Source organism: Desulfovibrio sp. (assembly GCF_009712225.1).
Taxonomy (GTDB): domain Bacteria; phylum Desulfobacterota; class Desulfovibrionia; order Desulfovibrionales; family Desulfovibrionaceae; genus Desulfovibrio.
On record NZ_WASP01000006.1, the window covers coordinates 388,030 to 407,197 of the forward strand.

General features: G+C 51.5%; 18 protein-coding genes. 7 read left to right on the forward strand and 11 right to left on the reverse strand.

Going from position 1 to position 19,168, the window contains the following annotated elements; genetic code table 11:
- The 5 genes from F8N36_RS07120 to F8N36_RS07140 all read left to right on the forward strand — a co-directional run bounded on the left by F8N36_RS07120 (position 1) and on the right by F8N36_RS07140 (position 4,421).
- Positions 1 to 822 (forward strand): lysophospholipid acyltransferase family protein, encoded by an 822-nt coding sequence (locus F8N36_RS07120; RefSeq protein WP_291332105.1) that lies wholly within the window; start codon positions 1 to 3, stop codon positions 820 to 822.
- Positions 819 to 1,091 (forward strand): phosphopantetheine-binding protein, encoded by a 273-nt coding sequence (locus F8N36_RS07125; protein WP_291332106.1) that lies wholly within the window; start codon positions 819 to 821, stop codon positions 1,089 to 1,091. Before F8N36_RS07120 ends, F8N36_RS07125 begins: the two co-directional genes overlap by 4 nt.
- Positions 1,088 to 2,317 (forward strand): beta-ketoacyl-[acyl-carrier-protein] synthase family protein, encoded by a 1,230-nt coding sequence (locus F8N36_RS07130; protein WP_291332107.1) that lies wholly within the window; start codon positions 1,088 to 1,090, stop codon positions 2,315 to 2,317. Before F8N36_RS07125 ends, F8N36_RS07130 begins: the two co-directional genes overlap by 4 nt.
- Positions 2,314 to 3,210, forward strand: a complete 897-nt coding sequence (locus F8N36_RS07135) for a beta-ketoacyl synthase chain length factor (protein ID WP_291332108.1) — start codon at positions 2,314 to 2,316, stop codon at positions 3,208 to 3,210. The genes F8N36_RS07130 and F8N36_RS07135 overlap by 4 nt, the downstream gene beginning before the upstream one ends.
- A gap of 206 nt (positions 3,211 to 3,416) precedes the next feature.
- A complete protein-coding gene (locus F8N36_RS07140) occupies positions 3,417 to 4,421 on the forward strand; it encodes an AMP-binding protein (RefSeq protein ID WP_291332109.1) in 1,005 nt (334 codons plus the stop codon).
- 303 nt (positions 4,422 to 4,724) lie between these two features.
- On the opposite strand, the gene F8N36_RS07145 is transcribed toward F8N36_RS07140, so the two are convergent.
- The 10 genes from F8N36_RS07145 to F8N36_RS07190 form a co-directional block, all read right to left on the reverse strand.
- Positions 4,725 to 5,294, reverse strand: a complete 570-nt coding sequence (locus F8N36_RS07145) for a M23 family metallopeptidase (protein ID WP_291332110.1) — start codon at positions 5,292 to 5,294, stop codon at positions 4,725 to 4,727.
- A 124-nt stretch (positions 5,295 to 5,418) separates the two neighbouring features.
- Entirely contained in the window at positions 5,419 to 5,991 is a 573-nt protein-coding gene (locus F8N36_RS07150; protein WP_291332111.1) for a tetratricopeptide repeat protein, read from the reverse strand.
- Positions 5,981 to 7,879 (reverse strand): cytochrome c-type biogenesis CcmF C-terminal domain-containing protein, encoded by a 1,899-nt coding sequence (locus F8N36_RS07155; protein ID WP_291332112.1) that lies wholly within the window; start codon positions 7,877 to 7,879, stop codon positions 5,981 to 5,983. Before F8N36_RS07155 ends, F8N36_RS07150 begins: the two co-directional genes overlap by 11 nt.
- A gap of 55 nt (positions 7,880 to 7,934) precedes the next feature.
- Positions 7,935 to 8,702: a tellurite resistance TerB family protein gene (locus F8N36_RS07160; protein WP_291332113.1), complete on the reverse strand. Its 768-nt coding sequence runs from the start codon at positions 8,700 to 8,702 to the stop codon at positions 7,935 to 7,937.
- A 34-nt stretch (positions 8,703 to 8,736) separates the two neighbouring features.
- Positions 8,737 to 10,404: a methyl-accepting chemotaxis protein gene (locus F8N36_RS07165; RefSeq protein WP_291332114.1), complete on the reverse strand. Its 1,668-nt coding sequence runs from the start codon at positions 10,402 to 10,404 to the stop codon at positions 8,737 to 8,739.
- A 727-nt stretch (positions 10,405 to 11,131) separates the two neighbouring features.
- Complete coding sequence (locus tag F8N36_RS07170) at positions 11,132 to 11,848, reverse strand: protein phosphatase 2C domain-containing protein (protein ID WP_291332115.1); 717 nt, start codon at positions 11,846 to 11,848, stop codon at positions 11,132 to 11,134.
- Positions 11,845 to 13,650 (reverse strand): bifunctional serine/threonine-protein kinase/formylglycine-generating enzyme family protein, encoded by a 1,806-nt coding sequence (locus F8N36_RS07175; protein ID WP_291332116.1) that lies wholly within the window; start codon positions 13,648 to 13,650, stop codon positions 11,845 to 11,847. Before F8N36_RS07175 ends, F8N36_RS07170 begins: the two co-directional genes overlap by 4 nt.
- 130 nt (positions 13,651 to 13,780) lie before the next feature.
- The gene (locus F8N36_RS07180) at positions 13,781 to 14,236 is read right to left on the reverse strand and encodes a hypothetical protein (protein WP_291332117.1); all 456 of its coding nucleotides are present in this window, start codon (positions 14,234 to 14,236) and stop codon (positions 13,781 to 13,783) included.
- Complete coding sequence (locus F8N36_RS07185) at positions 14,208 to 14,381, reverse strand: hypothetical protein (protein WP_291332118.1); 174 nt, start codon at positions 14,379 to 14,381, stop codon at positions 14,208 to 14,210. Before F8N36_RS07185 ends, F8N36_RS07180 begins: the two co-directional genes overlap by 29 nt.
- A 19-nt stretch (positions 14,382 to 14,400) precedes the next feature.
- A complete protein-coding gene (locus F8N36_RS07190; protein ID WP_291332119.1) occupies positions 14,401 to 14,637 on the reverse strand; it encodes an SHOCT domain-containing protein in 237 nt (78 codons plus the stop codon).
- A 380-nt stretch (positions 14,638 to 15,017) separates the two neighbouring features.
- Between F8N36_RS07190 and F8N36_RS07195 the strand changes: the two genes are divergently transcribed.
- Both F8N36_RS07195 and F8N36_RS07200 read left to right on the forward strand, forming a co-directional pair.
- Positions 15,018 to 16,658 (forward strand): ATP-binding protein, encoded by a 1,641-nt coding sequence (locus F8N36_RS07195; protein WP_291332120.1) that lies wholly within the window; start codon positions 15,018 to 15,020, stop codon positions 16,656 to 16,658.
- 2 nt (positions 16,659 to 16,660) lie between these two features.
- On the forward strand, positions 16,661 to 18,013 hold the full coding sequence (locus F8N36_RS07200) for a sigma-54 dependent transcriptional regulator (RefSeq protein WP_291332121.1): 1,353 nt from the start codon (positions 16,661 to 16,663) through the stop codon (positions 18,011 to 18,013).
- 723 nt (positions 18,014 to 18,736) lie between these two features.
- Here F8N36_RS07200 and F8N36_RS07205 read toward each other — a convergent pair.
- Positions 18,737 to 19,099: a hypothetical protein gene (locus tag F8N36_RS07205; protein WP_291332122.1), complete on the reverse strand. Its 363-nt coding sequence runs from the start codon at positions 19,097 to 19,099 to the stop codon at positions 18,737 to 18,739.
- Between the last annotated feature and the right edge of the window lie 69 nt (positions 19,100 to 19,168).

Consider the following 19,168-nt stretch of genomic DNA (forward strand, 5'->3'; position numbering starts at 1 on the left):
ATGCTCTTTGTGGCGCGTATGGTGTTGGCTTTTGTTGTATTGTATTATGCCATGCTGCCCCATGTGCGCCAGCGGTGCGCGGCCTATATTGAACGTCGTTTTCCCGACGCAGGGGGGTGGCGCAGGTTTGCGCACGCCTACCTCCTGTACCTGAACTTTGGGCAGGTGCTGTTGGACCGGATGATTGCCGGAGTAACGGGTCGTTTTCCTTTTTGCGAAACAGACCAGCATGTGCGGCAGTGTTTTGTTGAGGCCGGGGACAACCCGCATGGCTGCATTGTGCTGACTGCGCACATTGGCGCTTGGCAGGTGGGCATTGCCGGGCTTGACCAGTTCGACCGACCGGTGAATGTGGTACAGTTGTATAACCCGACAGATCAGGGCAAACACTATTTTCAGCACGGCAAGGGCCGGCCTTTCAGAATCATCGATTCTGCTGATCCTGTGGGTTCGATGGTAGAGGCTGCTGCAGCGTTGCAGCGTGGCGAGGTGGTTTGCCTTATGGGTGACCGCCTGCATGGCACACGGCAAACGGGGCAGGGGGTGGATGTGGCTTTTATGGGCGGCAGTATTCGCGTTCCGGTCAGCGCATACGCCCTTGCGTCCATCACCGGGGCAGAACTGCTCATGCTTTTTACCGTGCGCGAAAATGGCGTAACCAGAGTTTTCAAGGCAGAGCGGCTGGCCGTTCCTGCTGGTTTGCCGCGCCGCGATGTTCTTGTTTTTCAGCCGTATGCACAGCAGTTTGCCGCAGCCATGGAGACAGTTGTGGAACGGCATCCTTACCAGTTCTTTAATTTTTACGATATGTGGTCGCAATGATGACAAAAAATGAATTGGAATCTGCCCTGAAAGTGGCAATTATTGACGGTCTGCGCCTTGAAGATGTTACTGTTGAAGATATTGATTCTTCGGCTCCGCTGTTTGGCGATTCCGGCCTGATGCTGGATTCGTTGGACGCTGTGGAGCTTGTGGTGGTCGTTGAAAAGCATTTTGGCGTTGCCATTGCAGATGCCGAAGAAGCGCGCAAGGCCTTTACCTCTGTAAGCGGGCTTGCAGACTTTATCATCACCCGCAAAGCGCAGGCGTGAGAATAACAATGCAGCACGGCTCTGGTGTTGTTGTAACAGGCATGGCCTGCCTGTGCGCGGCGGGCGATACCCCAGCTGCGGTGCTGGATGGCCTGCAAAACGGGCGGCGTGGGCTGGTTGCGGCATCTGTGCTGGACAGTCGCGCATTACCGTATCCGTTTTTTGGGCTGGATGAAAAGTATTTTCCCGGCGGGCGCAAGCATTCCGCGCAGGATACCCTTACGCTTGCCAGGGCCGTATGCCGCAGCGCGCTTGCCGAGGCAGCGCTGCCGCAGCATCTGTTGCGCGAGGCGGGCGTTGTGCTGGGCACAACAGCAGGGAGTGCATCGCATTTTTTGGAGGCTTATGCCGCCAGCCGCGAAGATGCGGCAGGGCAATCCACAGCAGATTCTGCCAGCTGCCCATGCCTCGCACCCTGTGCCGACCGCGACGACTACTTTAGCGCCAATCTGGCGCTGGAGATGGACGTGGACGCCCGTGGCCCGCGCCTTACGGTTACCGATGCCTGTACTTCTGGCGCAGACGCCATAGGGCTGGCAATGGATCTCATCACCTCCGGGCAGTGCCAGTGTGTGCTGTGCGGCGGTGCTGACGCTCTGAGCCTTGTGCCGCATACCGGCTTTGCGCGGCTGATGATATATTCCGACCAGCCCTGCCGTCCCTTTGACCGCGACCGCAAAGGCCTGAATCTTGGTGAGGGTGCTGCCGCGCTGGTTCTGGAAAGTGCCGAGCATGCGCGCAGGCGTAACGCCAATGTGCTGGGGCTGGTGCTGGGCTATGGCAACGCATCTGACGCGCACCACTTTACCGCGCCGCATCCTGAAGGGCGGGGTTTGGCTTCTGCCATACGCTCGGCCTTGCGCCAGGCAGGCCTTGCGGCGGCAGACATTGCCTTTGTGAATGCCCATGGCACGTCTACCCTTGAAAATGACAGGGTTGAAGGACGGCTTTTACGCACCATGCTGCCGGGTGTACCCGTATGGGCCAGCAAGGGCGGCACCGGACATACCCTTGGAGCTGCTGGCGCGCTGGAAGCGGTGCTGACTCTTGAAGCCCTGCGCTGTGGCACAGTTCCGGCCTCACCGGGATTCAGCTCTGTTGATCCCGAAATCGGTTTTGCGCCCACGCAGAGCCCACTTCCGGCTGTCTTACCTTGTGCGCTTTCAACCTCACTGGGCTTTGGCGGCGGCAATGCCGCCCTGGTGATGGGGAGGGCCAGACCATGAGTACTGCGCTTTCTGTGGCAGGTGCCGGGCTAGTGCACAGTCTGGGCGGCAAGGATGCCCTTGCAGCCGTACAGCTTGGGCAAACCCCTGTCTTTTCCACTCCTGATGTTTCATCGCTCGCGGCATTGTTGCCGGGTGTTTCGCTGCGCCGCATTCCGCGTTATGCGCGCATGGCGCTTTTGGCCGCAGTGCAGGCTCTGGATGAGGCTGGCTGGCGGCAAAAAGAAGTGTTGCACAATACCGCGCTTGTTTTTGGCACTGCCTACAGCAGCTCGCAAATGAGCATGGATTTCATGGATTCCATTCTGGACAATGGGCCACATCTGTCCTCGCCAACTGCCTTTTCACACGCTGTTAATAATATGGGCGCTGGCCTGCTCAGCCTGTTGCTTGGTATTGAGGGGCCGTGTTTTACCATTTCGCAGTTTGAGCTTTCTTTTGCCGGGGCTGCAAGCACTGCAACAGCTTTGCTGAACGCGGGACGTGTAGAGAGGGTTTTGCTGTGTGCCGTAGACGAATGCGACAGCCGTTTTCTTCACTGCTGCCCTCAGTACCTGCAAGGCAAGCACCCGCTGACCGAAGGGGCTGTTGCCCTGTGTCTGACCAGAGAAATGGCGGGTACCTCATTATTGCGGGTATGCTGGGAGCAGCAACCTGAAGTATGTGCCCCTGTTTTCGCCTCTGGAACTGCCGCCGGGCCCGCTTCTGGGACAGCATCTGGACCAGACTGGATAAATAATGAGTACCTGTATGGGCATGGTCCATTGGCGCAGGCTCTGGATGTGATGCTGGCCTTGAACATGGCGCAAACCGCCAGGGCCAAAGTTGTTAACTGTGTCTGCGCTGCTGCTGTGAGCGGCAGGCAGGCCATAATTGAAGTGCGGGGTGCATAATGGAGTCCTGGCCACTTGATCGGATTCCACAACTTGATTTAAGGGCCATAACGGCCATTGTGCAATCTGTAGCACAAACAGAATTGAGCCAGTACAGCCCACTAAGCTTTGCGGCTCGGACTCCACACGAGTTCGCGTCCATGCGATGGGAAGCGCTGGGCCTTGATGGGGCAGTGTTGGAAAATGTGGCACAGAGGTGCAACGCCATGTTTCACACAACTGCGACAGCACCCGGGGTTGGGGCGCTGTGCGGCGATTTGGCGCAACAGGTTTTGCAGCAGTGGGAAAACAGCGATCGTTCGCTCACGTTTTTTACTTCCGGTTCAACCGGAAAACCCAAACCCTGCACGCATAAAGAAAGCCATATTCGGCAGGAAGTGACCAGTCTGGCCCCCATTGTGGCCGACAGAACCTCGGCTCTGGTTACGGTTCCCATGCATCACATGTATGGCTTTACCTTTGGGCTGCTGTTACCCCTGAGCCTGGGCGTGCCCATTCGCAGCGTGCCGCCATTGCCCACAACGGTTGAAGCGCAGATGTGCCCCGGTGATCTTGTTATCAGCATACCCTTGTTGCTGTCGCGCTTTGTGGATATGCGAGGGTGGCAGACCACCTCCTCTGAAGCGGGACAGGGTATAACCCTGCTAACCGGAACTTCGCCCACGCCGCCAGAGGTGATGTATGCGCTGGAGCGGCAGGCATTTCGCGTCATGGAGTTTTTTGGGTCGTCCGAAATGGGCGTGGTTTGTGGCCGCTTTGAGCCTGAGGCCGATTATGAGCTGCTGCCCCATGTAGAGCGTGGGGAAGGGGAGCATATCAACGCACTGGTGCGCTGCCTGCCGGACGGCCTGGTGCAGCACTACCCCCTGATGGATAACGTAACCTGGACAGGCCAACGGCATTTGCGCCCGGGCGCACGCATCGACAAGGCCGTGCAGGTGGGGGGCATCAATGTGTTTCCCCAGTATGTGGCTTCGGTAATTGAGCGGCATGAAGGGGTCAAACAGTGCCTGGTGCGGCTAATGCGGCAGGACGAGGGGTACAGGCTCAAAGCCTTTGTTGTGCCAGCGCCGAATTGTGATGTTCCGGCACTGCACAAGGCCCTGGTTCAGTACGCACGCCGTGAGCTGAGCGACGTGCAGCGCCCCGGAGCCTATACCTTTGGCCCGGATATTCCCCGAGGGCCGCTTGGTAAGCCCATGGACTGGTAAGGTGGTTCAGGCAAGCAGGGACAGAAGATTAAAAAAATATAATTGTGATGACAGATCACTGTAAAATTTTTTGCCAACCTTGTTTGGGATGGTTCTGTGGTTCAGGCTTCCATGGTTACTGCCAATAACCAATGGGCCACATTGGTAGATAATCGACCACATCAACGCTGGCTGGCCAGCGGCCCGCCTTCTTCTTTATCGCCTGCCTGGTTTACGTCAATGGGCATGGGCTTGTTGCGGATCCGTTTTGAGTTGGAGTGGGGTGTAGCTGAGACAAGCAGAGGGTTGGGCTGTCTTCATTGTTTATCCCCAGCAAACAACAGATAAAGGGTCTACCTGCTGATTGAACTTAAGAACTTCAAAATGCAGGTTTACACCTGTAGTTCTGCCAGTTCTGCCGACAGTTCCAATTGTCTGGCCAGCCTTTACTTTTACACCTCCCTTTACTGTTATCTTATCAAGATGTGCATAGCGGGTTACTAGGCCGTTGCCATGGTCAATCTCTATCATGTAGCCGTATGCGCCCTTGCGGCCAGCAAATGTTACATGCCCCGTGGCTGCAGAAACAACCGCCGCGCCACGTTTGGCGCTTAAATCGACACCTTTGTGCTCTCGTGCCTTCTTTTTTTTGCTCAGCTTGCGATTGCCATAATTAGAAGAAAGTGTGCCCTTTGTTGGCATTACATGCAGGTCTGAGGTGCTGGAATCTGTGATCTTGCCGTTTTCGACAGGTTTGCGAAGCTTTTCTGTGTAGTTGTCGGCGCGAATGTCGGCATTATTGTCAAGCCGTGGAGTGTGGGGATTTGTATTGCCAACACAAGCTGAAGTAATCAATGCAATTATGGCAATGGAAAATAAACGTGAATATCGCATTTTACTCCTGATATGTTTTATGCATGGTGATGATGTGATTTCAGGCAAATAGTTATGAATGATTGTGAATGTAATACAACACGCTGCATGAGTAATTATCCCATGCAGCGTGTTGTAAACAAATTTATATAGAATCTATTTCTTTTTTTATGGCCTTCACTGCATCTTTTTCTTCGGGTTTGGCGTCGAGGGCTTTTTGAAAATAGGTTTTGGCCTTGCCAGCATCCTTGATTTCATACTTATAAATCATGCCAAGGTAGTACAGGGCATGATAGGCTCCTGCATCTAGGGCCACAATCTGTTCAAAATCGGTGATGGCATCCTGGTATCGTTCGGCCTGCAACAGCGCCATACCACGATGGTTAAGCGCATTGGCATCGGTGGGGGTAATCGCCACAACCTTTGACCAGAATTGCACAGCCTTATCCCATTCTTCGTTACGACTGAAGGATTCTGCAATTTCCTGCAATGCTTCCACGTCTGTGGGGTTATCCTTCAGGCGTGCCATAAGTGCCGCGATGTTAGATTGTGAATCGCCAGCGGTAGTGCGCGTTGCCTCCTGACGGCCATCAGGAATGCCAGCACCATTTACAAGCAGGGTCATGAAGATTGCCATGAGGCCAAAAGCCACAATGGTCACAATCATCTTTTGCAGAGAAGTCACTTCCGAGGGCTGGATGCGTTTTTTAGCGGACATGGTTTGCCTCCTCTGCTGTTTTTCTTCTGCGCAAGGCCAAGAGGGGGAATATGCAGATGAGGATGCTGCCAATCCAAACCCAGTTGATAAGTGGGTGAACACTTACTCGCAGCGGTTGCAGCAGCCCGCTGTCGATGTCATGAATAGTCGCGTACACCTCTGTACCAAGGCTAAACAGTGTGGAGACCTCACTGTTCGGGTGATTAAAGTTCTTATACATCCGCTGTTGCGGATACAGTGTACCCACAGGCGCACCGTCTTTTTTGACATCAATGGCAGCTTCGGCAACAGTCATCATTTCATTGCTAAAACTACGCAAGCCCGTGTAAGTAAACGTGTATCCACTGGCGGAGAAACTTTCATTCAGGGCCAGCTGGCGTTCCCAGCTTTGCTGAAATGGACCGGATACCGCCACACCCAGAACCATAAGGGCAAAAGCCAAGTGTGCGCCCTGAGCCGCAAAAAATGAGGGGCTCCACGCAGCCCGCCCTTTTACAACTATCAGGCTTGTGGTTGTAACTACTATTGAAGCTGCGGAAGCTATGCCAACAATGCTGAGCATTGGTCCCTTTATTGTTGCCACGCCAATGGCGATGCCACCAACCCATGCCAGAACTGTTGCTGCGGCAAAGTAGGGATTCCACACACCGCCTTTCCATCCAAGCCACGGAGCTACGGCCAGCAACACAGCCATAATGACGAACAGAGGCAGGCAGACCACGTTGTAGAATCCCTGCGAAACAACCATGGGCTTTGTTTCCCAAAACTGGCTGAAGACTGGCCAGATGGTTCCAAGCACAACAACCAGTCCAAGAACGAGCAGTAGCCATATGAGCATTATTGTCATGCCTGTGCGACTTGCCAGCGAGGGGAGTTCCTCGGAGCCAGAGCGGGCCATGACCACAATAGCTACAACACTTAGCAGCGAGAAAATTATTATGCCAAGCAGCAGCGGTGCTCCAACCGCACCCTGGCCAAATGCATGCAGCGATTGCACAACGCCGCTACGCACAAGGTATGTGGCAAAAATGCACAAAACAAATGTAATACACGCAAGAAAGACTGTCGTGCGCGACAAATAGCCAAAGCGCCGTTCTACTATGCGGGCATGGAGCAGGCCTGTTGCTGTGAACCAAGGAATAAGTGAGGCATTTTCAACTGGGTCCCATGCCCAATAGCCGCCCCAGCCAAGCTCCATGTACGCCCACCAACCACCGAGCAGTATGCCCGCTGTCAATGTTGCCCACGAGGCAATAATCCAGTTATGCGCGGGGGCATGCCACGCAGTGCATTCGCCAGCGGCTACTGCTCCAAGTGCCAGGCATACCGGAACTGTAAACCCTGCGTAGCCCAGAAATAGCAGCGGGGGATGCAGCACCATGCCTATATTGCGAAGCAGGGGGTTGAGCCCTTGCCCGTCAGACAATATCATGCCCTGCCCGACAAAAGGGTTGCTCATTTTTGCCAGCAAAAGCAGAAAAAATGCCTGGATAAACATGTAGAAAAGCCAGAAATAGAGCTTATGCCGACTAGATATTTTTTTGTAGGTGGGTGACTTTATGGCAATGCACCCAAAACACACCACCAAGGTTGCCCAAAACAGCAAAGAACCTTCCTGTCCTGCCCAAACTGCCGCAATTGTGTAGAAGAGAGGAAGAGAATTATCTGTGTATCTGGCTACATATAAAAGTGAATAATCGCGGGCTAGCAATGCATAAAGCAAAATTACAAATGCTATTGCAATAAATCCAAATGAGCAAAATTGTAATTTTTCCAAGATATCAATTCGATCACTGCGTCCACTCCATGCCCCATAGCAGGCTATTGCGGCTCCTGCCAAACAAGCTGTCAATGTCAGCAGCAGTGCTCCATGCGCTGTAAAAATCATGCCACCTCCTGAAGTTACTTGACCCTATTCTGTCTTCTAGCCTGTCAAAGTTTTTTTAAAATCCCCATCCACTGGGGGCTACGGCAGGCGGAATATTTGTTTCAGTTTTCTCTTTGATTGCGGCGGCCACATCAGCCGGGATGCCAAGCTGCGTGGCAAGCGCGTCGAGATAGCTGCTTTCCATGAAGTGATCGATTTCAATTACAGAGCAGCTGAGCAAAAAGATTTCTGCGGCTTCGTCCTGCGAGGTGACACCGGCAGCAATAACCTTGGGATCGAGCGGTTGCGCCAGAGCGGTATTGATTATTTCCTCTGCGGCAGGGCCAAGTTGCAGTTGCTCAACATGTGCGCGGATCACTGCTTCTTCTTTTTTATCAATAATTCCATCGCTTTTTGCGGCAAAAACCATTGCCGTTATAAGACGTGCCATTCTTGGGTCGGGAAAAGCAGGAATTTGCTGCGCCGTTGCATCCTGGGGCTGAACGGTGCGGGCGCTGTACTTGTTCCATAAAACGCTAGCCAAGGCAGCACCACCGCCAACAAGTAGTACATTGCCCACCATCTTTTGGCCGCTCTTGCCTGTCAGCAGCGCTCCAACAATGCCGCCAAAGGCTGCGGGGGCTATGGCGCCAGCATTGATGCCTGTTTTGTTGTTAACCTCGTCAAGTACCGATTGTATCTTTTGCATCCACTGCATATGTGTAACCTCTGTATATTGTTTGCAGGCAGCTGGTAATTTGCACTGCCTCAGCGCTCTGGTGTGATCAAGTTTTCCACTGCGGTGTGGTGATAAACATATTCGTTTAGTATGCTTTTTGAGCATGCGCCTTGCCCTAAGCTGCAAGGTGAAATGCCTGCTAGGGTGTGCCGCTGTTTCCTGTTTTTGCGAGCGCCTTGAGTTCTCTGGCCATTGCGGCTAGCGCGGCTGATGATTCCTTGGATGCTTCAACGCCAGCAGCTGTTTCGCGAGAAATGGCATCTACCTCATTTATGCTGACTTCTATGGCGGCATTGGCGGCAAATTGTTCCTTGGCGGCATCCGCAATGCGTTCGATCTGGCGGGATGTTTCTTCAACAAGGGGGACAATGCTGTTCAATGCCTGGCCAGAGAGAGCGGCCAGGTCTGCCGCATGGGAAACCGCCTGTGCAGCCTGTTCCATGTCTGCAATATTGCTTGAAACGCCTGATTGTATCCGGTCAACAGCCTCGCCCACTTCCTTTGTTGCCAGCATGGTTTTTTCGGCGAGTTTGCGTACTTCATCGGCAACAACGGCAAATCCTCGTCCGGCATCGCCAGCCCTTGCGGCCTCTATGGCCGCATTGAGGGCAAGAAGATTCGTCTGATCTGCAATATCGGTTATCACGCCCATTATCTGGCCGATGGCTTCGGCCTGCCCCCCAAGGCCAGAGAGGCTTTGCTTGAGATTTTCAGATTGCTGTTGCACAACGCCGATTGCCGCCACTGAATCGAGTACAATGGTTGCGCCATGCCGGGCTTTTTCTTTGGCATCGCCAGCCAGACGCGAAGCATTTGTTGCATTGGCGGCCACTTCTTCCACGCTGGATGAAATGCAGCTAATGGAGTTGGCAGCCTCTGTTACACGCTGACTTTGAATGGCCGAGCCGCTTGCGGCCTGTTCCATCTGGCTGGCGATACTCTCTGTGGCTTCAGAAATTTTGCTGGCCGCGCTATCAAGGGACGCATTTACGCGTTCGATTTGCGCAAGGTGCGCCGCAGTCTCGCGCTCTTTACAGGCAACCACAGTAATATCGCGTGCCACTTCAAGATATCCAAGGAGGTTGCCTTCAGGGTTGGCAACGGCAATGGCATTTGGCTGTAAAAACAGCGAGTCAGTTTTCGTTGGGTATTCAATAAGCTCCATCTGCCTGCCCCATTGCTGTGCGGGGCGCAGTTCTGTGCCGCACAGTGCTGGTTTTATCACTGTGGTGCAGCGTTGGCCGATCATTTGCTCTTTTGGCATGCCAGCAAGTTGTTCCGCCGCTGTGTTTGAAAGAATGATTATGTCTTCCTTGTCAGTCATAAATATGGGATCTGGAACAGCGCTCAGCACGGCTTCGTTCAAAGCCAGGCTGCCGGCAATACGATCAAGCAGGTGGTCAATGGCCCGCGAGAGATCGCCGATTTCGTCGGTTTCTTTTCTGTTCATGCGCAGATGCAGAGCGCCGTTGGCAATGTTGCTGGCCATTGCAGATATCTCTGTTATCGGGCGCGTCACACAGCGCCGGATGAAATAGGCTATGGCAACACACAACAGCAGTGTGAGCGCGCACGTTGCCACCATGGTCCAGCGCATAACGTCCACAAGGTTGTCTGCTGTTTCGGCGGTTGCCTGCGCAAGCCCCATCTGGGTTGTTTTGAGGGCTTCAATACTCTTTTCGAGCGATTCCTTTGACGGCTCGCTAACTGCTATGTCCTGGCTTGCTGCGGCTACAAACGCCCTGTAGTCATCTTCGATACGTTTCAGTTCTCCAAGGGCAGATGTCTTGTTTTCTTGCCTGAACATTTCGGCAATTTGGGCTGAGCTTGAAAAAAAGCTCTCAGTAACTTTGCGCAACTCATCACTTTTTGTGGAATTGCCCTGTGTGCTCGATTGGGAATTTGACAGCAAATACTGAGCGCGAAGCACATTGTCTCCCATTTTGTCTGCATTAATTGCATTTGGGAGCAACTCGTCAACAAAATGCATGACTGATTTGTCTATTTTTGCAAGAAATATAACTCCAAAAAGACTGTTAAGCATAAAGATAACCGCCATAATACAAAATACAGACATTATCTTGGTGCTAATTCTCCAGCCATTTACGGTTTCCATGGTGCATCCGGTTTTTATGGTCGTATGATACTCAATCTACAGTAGGTCCAATTGTAACAGCGCGGGCTAGAGCAACGGTGCCCTTAACACTTATACTGTTTGCGGTAAGAGCAACCGTCATGCCAAATTGAATTTAATGCCTAACTTGCTAAAATTAAAAAATAAATATTTGATTGTGTGGGTATTTTAAACTCTGAGGGGTGCTGTATGAGTAAAATTTATCCACATGCATGCTAGCGGCGGATATTATTTACTCAGGGCAAGGGTGAGATGCCCTCTAAAAAAAGCGTATATAAATCGAATGCAGGATTGTTCTGTCGCTGCTTTATGCACCAGCTACTAACAAAAACACCGCGCTGCCTGCGCGGTGTTTTTGTGTGATATCCTACAAATCTCTATATATATCAGGTGAAAACAACTATGTGTAGGATGCAACAATAATTGTAATATTGTCCTTTCCTCCACAGTTTAAGGCCGAGTAGAGCAGTTTATTGATTTTTTCCTGAAGGTCAGATTCTTCAAGGAGTATCTTTTCTATAGTAGAAAAAGGTACCTCATCGTACAGGCCATCAGTACATAACAGCAGTATATCGCCCTGATCTAGTGCTGCGGCTCCATAATCTGGGTCAATTTCGGGACAACCCAAAGACTGGTCAAGTATATTGCGGAAAGGATGGCGTTTGGCTTCGGCAATTGTCATATCGCCATCGCGCACCATGCTTTCCACAAAACGGTGATCTGTTGTCAGCAGATAGAGTTTGTTTTTATGATAGCGGTACAGTCGGCTATCACCCACGTGGGCCCAGTTGACGACACCCTTATGAACAAGACAAAGCGTCATGGTTGTGCCCATGCCGTCATTGCCCGAATGTGATCGTCCATAGCGAAGAATAGCATTATGCGCTTTAAGCATGAGTGCTTTGAGTTTTTGCTGAGGGGGGGCTGCCAGGTTCTGCATTTCATGCAGACATTCCACGGCAATACTTGCTGCTTTTTCTCCCTGCGGGGCTCCACCCATGCCATCGGCAACAGCCAGCAAAAGTTCACCATCCGTCAGGCTGGAAACAAAGAGCCTGTCTTCATTTCGCTTGCGCAAATTTCCAGTGTGGCTAGCGCTTGCAATCTGCATGCTCATGGCCGTACTTCCAGTTGGGCGAGGGGGCGCACGGTTCTAAACCCCAGATCTGGCAATGATTCCCATTTTTGCCTGACTATGGGGCACATCGGCGCACCGGCTTGCGGAGAAGCCAAGGAAAAAAACTTCATCATGGGTTGCCCCTGTTCATACCCCCATTCGGCAAAACCATTCGTAAGGCCAGCCATCTGCCCAGCTTTCATTGCCAAACTCCATTGTGCCGGAGTTGGTAAATCTCGATTGTAATAGTGAGCATAAGCCAGTGCCCCCTCTGCGGTAACCCTGACAACTGGCCGCTCACCATATTGCGGGTCAGATACTATAAATTTACCCTGCTGGTAGAGTATGGGCGTGTAGCCTTCCCTGGCTTCCCCAAGGAGTACCAGCACGGTGTCCTGAAAATATACGGCGCTGTCTCTGACCGAAATCTGGCTGACAATGTCGTTCAAAAAAGAAATATAACGGATATTGGAAACGGGATTTGTCTCTATATAATAAGCAGGAATTGTCTCTTTTCGAAGCTCCTGGCGTGTGTGATCTGGCTGCCATTCCGTCTCGCCGCCAGCAACCATCTGCAACCGGGCTCCGTCAATTTCGGTCAGGGTGCTGGCCACTAGATGCGTCTTCTGGTCTTTGGCTGTACCCACATAGGGCATGCTGCCCTTGCTTTCAGCATCGCTGATAATAGAGGACTGTGCGGGGGTAGCATTCGGGTGCGGATGTCTGCCGCTCAATGATGATGGCGGCCCATAAAAGTGGTAAATTGTAAGCAGTGTAACAGGGATAAGGATTGCGATGACTGTAATGTAAAAACGCTTTCTGATGCGAATAAAGCGTTCTGACCGTTGTTGAGCTTTTTCGTCCAGCGCGGCGATTGCCAGTGAGTGCAGGCTGGTACGCAATTCGTGCACATTGGGGGTACGCTTTTGCGGTTCTTCTGCTGTGGCCTGCCGGATAATGACATCAAGTTGCGAAAAAAATACGGCGGCTGCATCTGTGCTTTGGGGTGGGACAAGTCCAACCTGCTTGAAGATATTCTTTTTGGTGTTGGTTATTTTACCAGTAATGGCCTCATACAGTATCCTGCCCAAAGAATACACATCTGCCCGCGCGTCAACAGAAGCGCCATCTTCAAATTGCTCCTTGGGCATATAGAAAATTGTTCCAAGGACGTCATACGACTGCGTTAATCCCTGTTTTTGCGGCATTTGTGCCAATCCAAAATCTGCAACCTTGGGGATAGCACCGTCCATAAGAATGTTTTCAGGTTTGATATCCCTATGCACGATGCCTGATTTATGTACTGACTCAATTCCTTCAAGGACTGGCAAAAAATAGTCTGTAATCCATCTGGCAACTGCCTGACGGCTGTAGCCAATTCCTTCAATGGGCATTACTGAACGCAACGTAGAGTTCGGCAGGTATTCCATAACAATGTATTCAATTTTTTTGCCTTCTACGTCCGCAATATCATAATCAAAAACCTGCAAAACATTGGGATGACGGATCTGGGCCATCGCCTGAACTTCGCGCCGGAACCGTTCTTCCTCCAGAGCCTGGTCGCCCTCTTGGTCATCCAAAAAGTCAGGCGAGATAACTTTTAATGCGACATTGCGTTCAAGGTTTTTTTGATGCGCTCTGTATACATCTCCTTTTCCACCTGAAGCAATGTGCTCAATAATTTCCCATTTTCCATTAAGAACCAACCCAGAAGGAAGGGGGCAGCGCGGTTTTCGTGACGCGTCGGTGGATGACGAGCCTGTGTGCAGCGTCATTGAGGTATATTCGTTAGTTACAGTCATGGGGTGATGCTCCGCGAATGAATATATTTAGGGTAGTAAAATACAATAAAGATGAATATTTAACTATAATACCATTTATACAAAGTTCGTCAGCCGATATATTTTCTGCATAACCGGCTGACGAACATAGTCACCAGCAATTATTCTCCAGCACAGATCCGTCATGGTGAGCAAATGTTGCGGGGTTAATGCCATTTTTTACCAATGCAGAGTTAAACTCGTCATTTATGGTAAATAATTGTGTTTTTGCTTCTGCCATCTCCTTGTAAATATTTCGCACTGTGGAAAGATTGGCTCCAGAAGTTGCATCCTGGTTATTCAATTCACTTCGCAGTTCGGCAAGCTTCTGCTCAATGGAATAAATATTTTGATTATGTGCTGCATATAAATGTTGCGCAATGACCGCTTGTTCCTGAGTGATAGCATTGTCGGCGAATTCTTGAGGCAACGCCTGTGCTGTGTTTTGGAGTATCACCAGGGCAATCAAGCCCCACAGTAGCGTTGTAGTTACAGTTGTTGATTTTGACATGATGGTTGTTATTTGCCACACGATGAGCCTACCAGCCGCAACCACCGTGGCTGCCATGCCCACCATGCCAGGGTTGGGCAACAATATTCGTTTCGTTGGGCGTTTGTGCACGGCTACTAGTGGGCAAGAAGAGCGCAAATAGTATTAAAAGCGAAAGAGATGCCGCCATAAAGCCAAAGATATTTGTTGATGTGGTAGACATGAATTGCTCCTTGGTGTGGTTAAAGGATTTTTTTCAGGACATTAAATTCTTCTATAGATATTTCTCCCTTTGCCAGCCGCGATTTTATTATCTCCATGGAGTCAAGGCGGTCGGCATTAATGCGGTTTTTCTTTTTGCAAAAGACCATTACCAACCAGGTTACGGCAGCGCCTGCTAGCATAAACATGCCACCCATGACCCACCAATTCCAATGCGCAAAATTTCCGATTTCGCAGCCCATATCTTCACGCTCCATAAAGACTCTTCATTACCGCTCTTGGCTGGTTTGGTATTTGCAGTATGCAGGCATATGAAGGTATTCTGGTATTGGCAAAGGGTGTGCCAATCTTGCTATGTTTGTATAACTGTATAAAAAATTTGAATATAAAATTTTATTGAACAAGGCAGTGTTCGCGTGATGCATAAAAAATGCTCACGAAACAATATGGCGGCGAGTAAAAAATACTCGACCCATTCGGGAATGGTATCTTTATGGATGTTACTAAAGCAGAGCGCTCAGAGCCATCTTCCGGGAGGCTCTTTTTTGGTTTGTCGCCATGGTTGTTGATCGGGGTTTCTTTGATTTTGGGGTTGGCTATTGTGGTGCTGGCCATCAGAAATTCCGGTCGGGAAAAAATGCATATCACGCAAAATTTGCTCGACCGGGCCGACTCTCTGATCTGGGCACTGGAGGCCGGAGCGCGAACCGGCATTAATGACAAAACGCGGCAGTCGGTTTTGCAATCGCTGATTGTAGAAACAGCAAAGCAACCTGGTGTCATCTATATTGCAGTCATTGACCGTAGCGCAAAAATTTTGGCCCACAGCGACCCCAACAAGGTAGGAAGCAGCCTTGCACAAGGCGAGTTGCCAGGCGTTTCGCCCGAAGATGCCGTTAAGCCCGTGCTGACAGGCAGCATTGAAGCAAACCTGTTTGAAGTTTACCGCGGGTTTTCTCCCTTGCAGGATATCTCTGGCCGCAGCCATGAGCATGAGGGGCATGCCTCCATGCACTGGGACATGCAGCCTGAGGATGCCTCACAGATGGCGCCAGCAACGGCCACAAGCTATGCATTTGTTGGCATAGACAGAAAACCGTTTGCCGAAGCCTTGTCGGTTGATTACTGGAACAACATCCTGGCGGCGTCCATTGTGGCCGCCTTTGGTCTTGCCGGGGTTATTTCGCTATTCTGGGCGCACAGTTACAAGCGTTCGCGGCGCAAATTGAAAGGGAGCAAGGCCTTTGCCGAAGCCGTAGTAACCAGCCTGCCGGTCGGACTTATTACCAGTGACCCCGACGGCAAAATCAGCATGATCAACGAGACGGCACGCAACATGCTTCGCATTGCGGACCAAGGCATTGACGACATGGCGGTGGCAGATATTCAAGGCCTGGATTGGCAGGCCATCGCGTCAACGCTGACGGGTAAGCGAAAGGTTTTTGAACGCGAAATGGATTTTGTCTCGCCTGATTCAGAGGCTGTGCCCATCAGTGTCAGCGCATCGGAAATCCGCGACGAAGACGGACTTTTTTTGGGCCATCTTTATATCCTCAGGGACATCGCAGAAGTAAAACGCTTGCAGGCCGAGGTGCAGCGCAATGAACGCCTGACCGCTCTGGGCAACCTGGCGGCTGGTGTTGCCCATGAAATACGCAATCCCCTCAGCTCAATCAAAGGGCTTGCGTCATTTCTGGCAAGCAAAATGGCGCCCGGCGGGGCGGAAGAAGATGCCGCAAAAACTATGGCTTTTGAGGTAAATCGTCTGAACAGGGTAGTTTCAGAACTGCTTCAGTTTGCCCGCCCCAACGCCATAGCTCTGACCAGCACTGATATAAATGAAGTTATCACACGGGCCTTGCGCCTGGCCGAGTCAGATATCAGTTCCAGGGGCATAACCGTGCGGTTCAAGCCTGATACTGAGTTTACGCCGGTTAACATCAATGCCGAGCGGATGACGCAGGCCTTGCTCAACCTGTTTTTAAACGCAGTGCAGGCCATGGAGCAGGGTGGCATTCTTGGTGTGCGTGTGGAAAAGAAAGACGATGGCATGTTTGCAATAATTGTTACAGATACCGGCAAGGGCATGGATAAAAAAACACTCGCCGCAATTTTTACGCCATATTTTACCACCAAGGGAGCGGGCACGGGCCTTGGCTTGCCCATAGTCCATCAAATCGTTGAAGGCCATGCCGGTAAAATTTCAGTTGCAAGCACGCCAGGGGTGGGTAGCGTATTTACCATGCTGCTGCCATTGCACAAAGAGCAGGAGAAGTAGTCATGGCAAGAAACAAAACACAGATACTGGTGGTTGACGATGATCAGGGACACCGCTCAACCCTTGCCACACTGCTTTCAGACTGGAGCCATCGTGTAACTGCCGTGGTGGACGGAGAGTCAGCAATCGATGCGTGCAAAAATTCTCCCTTTGATCTGGTGCTCATGGATGTTCGCATGACCGGCATCAGCGGCATTGACGCCCTGAAAGCAATCAGGGTGCATAACCCGGCAATACCCATCATCATTATGACGGCGTATTCGGATGTGAGCAATGCCGTGGAGGCGCTTAAAGCCGGAGCTTATGACTATTTGACCAAACCCCTGGATTTTGAGGAGCTTAAACTTACGCTGGAGCGTGCGGCTGAGCATCTCAAACTTATTGATGAAAACAGCGCGCTAAAAATGGCGCTCGCCCAAACCTTCAACCCTGGCGAAGTAATTGGCAAAAGCCCTCAGATGCACGCGCTTTTTGAAATGGTTTCCACTATTGCCTCGTCTGAGGCAACGGTTTTGATTACAGGCGAATCCGGCACGGGCAAGGAGGTTGTGGCTAAAATGATCCACGCCAACAGTAACCGAAAAAACGGGCCATATATCGCTGTAAACTGCGCAGCGCTTACGGAAACCCTGCTGGAGTCAGAGCTGTTCGGTCATGAGCGTGGTGCGTTTACCGGGGCGGAAAAAAAGAGGGAGGGGCGTTTTTGGGCCGCCAATAAAGGAACCATCTTTCTGGATGAAATTGGCGAAATCCCACTGGCCATGCAGGCCAAGCTGCTGCGTGTCATTCAGGAGAGGGAAATTCAGCGTGTGGGTGGGGACCATGTTCTTAAGGTCGATGTGCGCATTCTGGCTGCAACCAACAAGGTTCTAAAAGAAGAAGTGACGGCTGGGCGTTTTCGGCAGGATTTGTACTACAGGCTCAATGTTGTTTCGCTCCGCTTGCCGGCATTGCGCGAGAGAAGGGAAGATATTCCGCCTCTTGCCATGCATTTTCTTAAAAAATTTGCCAAGAAAAATGAAAAGAACGTCAAAGGATTCACCCCTGGCGCAATGGATGTCCTTGTAAAATATGCGTGGCCAGGAAATGTGCGCGAGCTGGAAAATACTGTTGAGCGCGCTGTTGTGCTGCTAATGGGAGAATATGCGAGCGAGCGCGAGCTGCCGCCAGCCCTTTTTGATCAGGCTGAAGAAGAAATTGCCCCATCAAGGGATTTTTCTGACATGACACTGGAAGAAATTGAACGTGTAATTCTTACAGAAGTTGTTGAAAATGTGGGGGGTAACAAGAGTGAAGCGGCGCGCCGCCTGGGCATCACCAGAAAAACGCTTGCTTCAAAAATGCAGCGTTCATGACTGGGCGTGATTGCTAACCGGAAATGTATAGGCTTCTACTCTTGCTGGCGGAATGTTTCTCATAACAATACAAGCCGCGTGCGGGCGCAAACCATACGTGCTGAGCGGATATTTGCGCCACCATGCGTATGTATACTGCACGTATATGCCGCCGCGAGTCGCAAGCACCTGACGTATTTGCGCCATAACCTTTTTTTGCACTCTGGCATGCAGCACGCGCATGGGTAGGGAAGATATAATGGCGCATACACGCCTGCTTCCATAGCGCGCGGAAATAATGGATTCAAGTGCGCAGGCATCTCCCACAACCAGTGGCACATCGGGGCATCGCCTGGTGAATGCCTCGCCAAAACCGTTTGATATCTCAAGCGGCATAATGCGATGGGGCGCTATGCCTGAACTGACAAGCGCCTCACTTACAATGCCCGAGCCCGCGCCCAGATCCACAATCAGGCCTTCGCCAGCGGGGATCATACCTATAAGAGCTCCGGCAAGAAATCTGCTGCTAGGGCAGATTGACCCCACCGAAGATGGCGATTGGATAAATTCACTGATAAATGTCCACGATTCATGTACACTGGGGAGCTCTTGCTTGCGATTCTTTTTGAGCAAGGGGTTGTGAAATAGCTGGGAGAGCATTGTTGCCGCCTTATGAATAAATGTAGTGGAGCACAGCAAGTTCGTTTTAAAAGCCCTTCGCTGTGCTCCTGTTGTCTGTGCGTATTAATCTACATGGTTGGGGTTTTTCGCTTCGCTGCTGTGAATGGCGGCGTTGTTGGCGGCCTGTTCATGTCCCCCGCCGTGTGCTTCAAAAGAGACCGCCTGCGTTGTGCCCTGCTGCGGGGCTGTGCTGCGCTCGGCAGCGTGGACAGTCGCATTGTTATTTGCCTGCTCATGCCCACCGCCATGCTCGCTGTAGGCTACCACTTTTTGTGCGGCTGCGGCTGAACCAGGACGGTGCTCTCCACTCTGATGCGCCGCTGGCGAGTCGTGTCCGTATTCTCCACCCCAGGCGTAGGCAGCGCTTGCTGCGCCACAAAGAGTTATGGTCAGCGCCGCAGCGATAATTCCTTTGTTCATTTTCATGGTGTTCTCGATTGCAGTAGTGTTTTAGAAAAGAAATTTGCAAACCCAGTATCCTCACTAGGATTACTG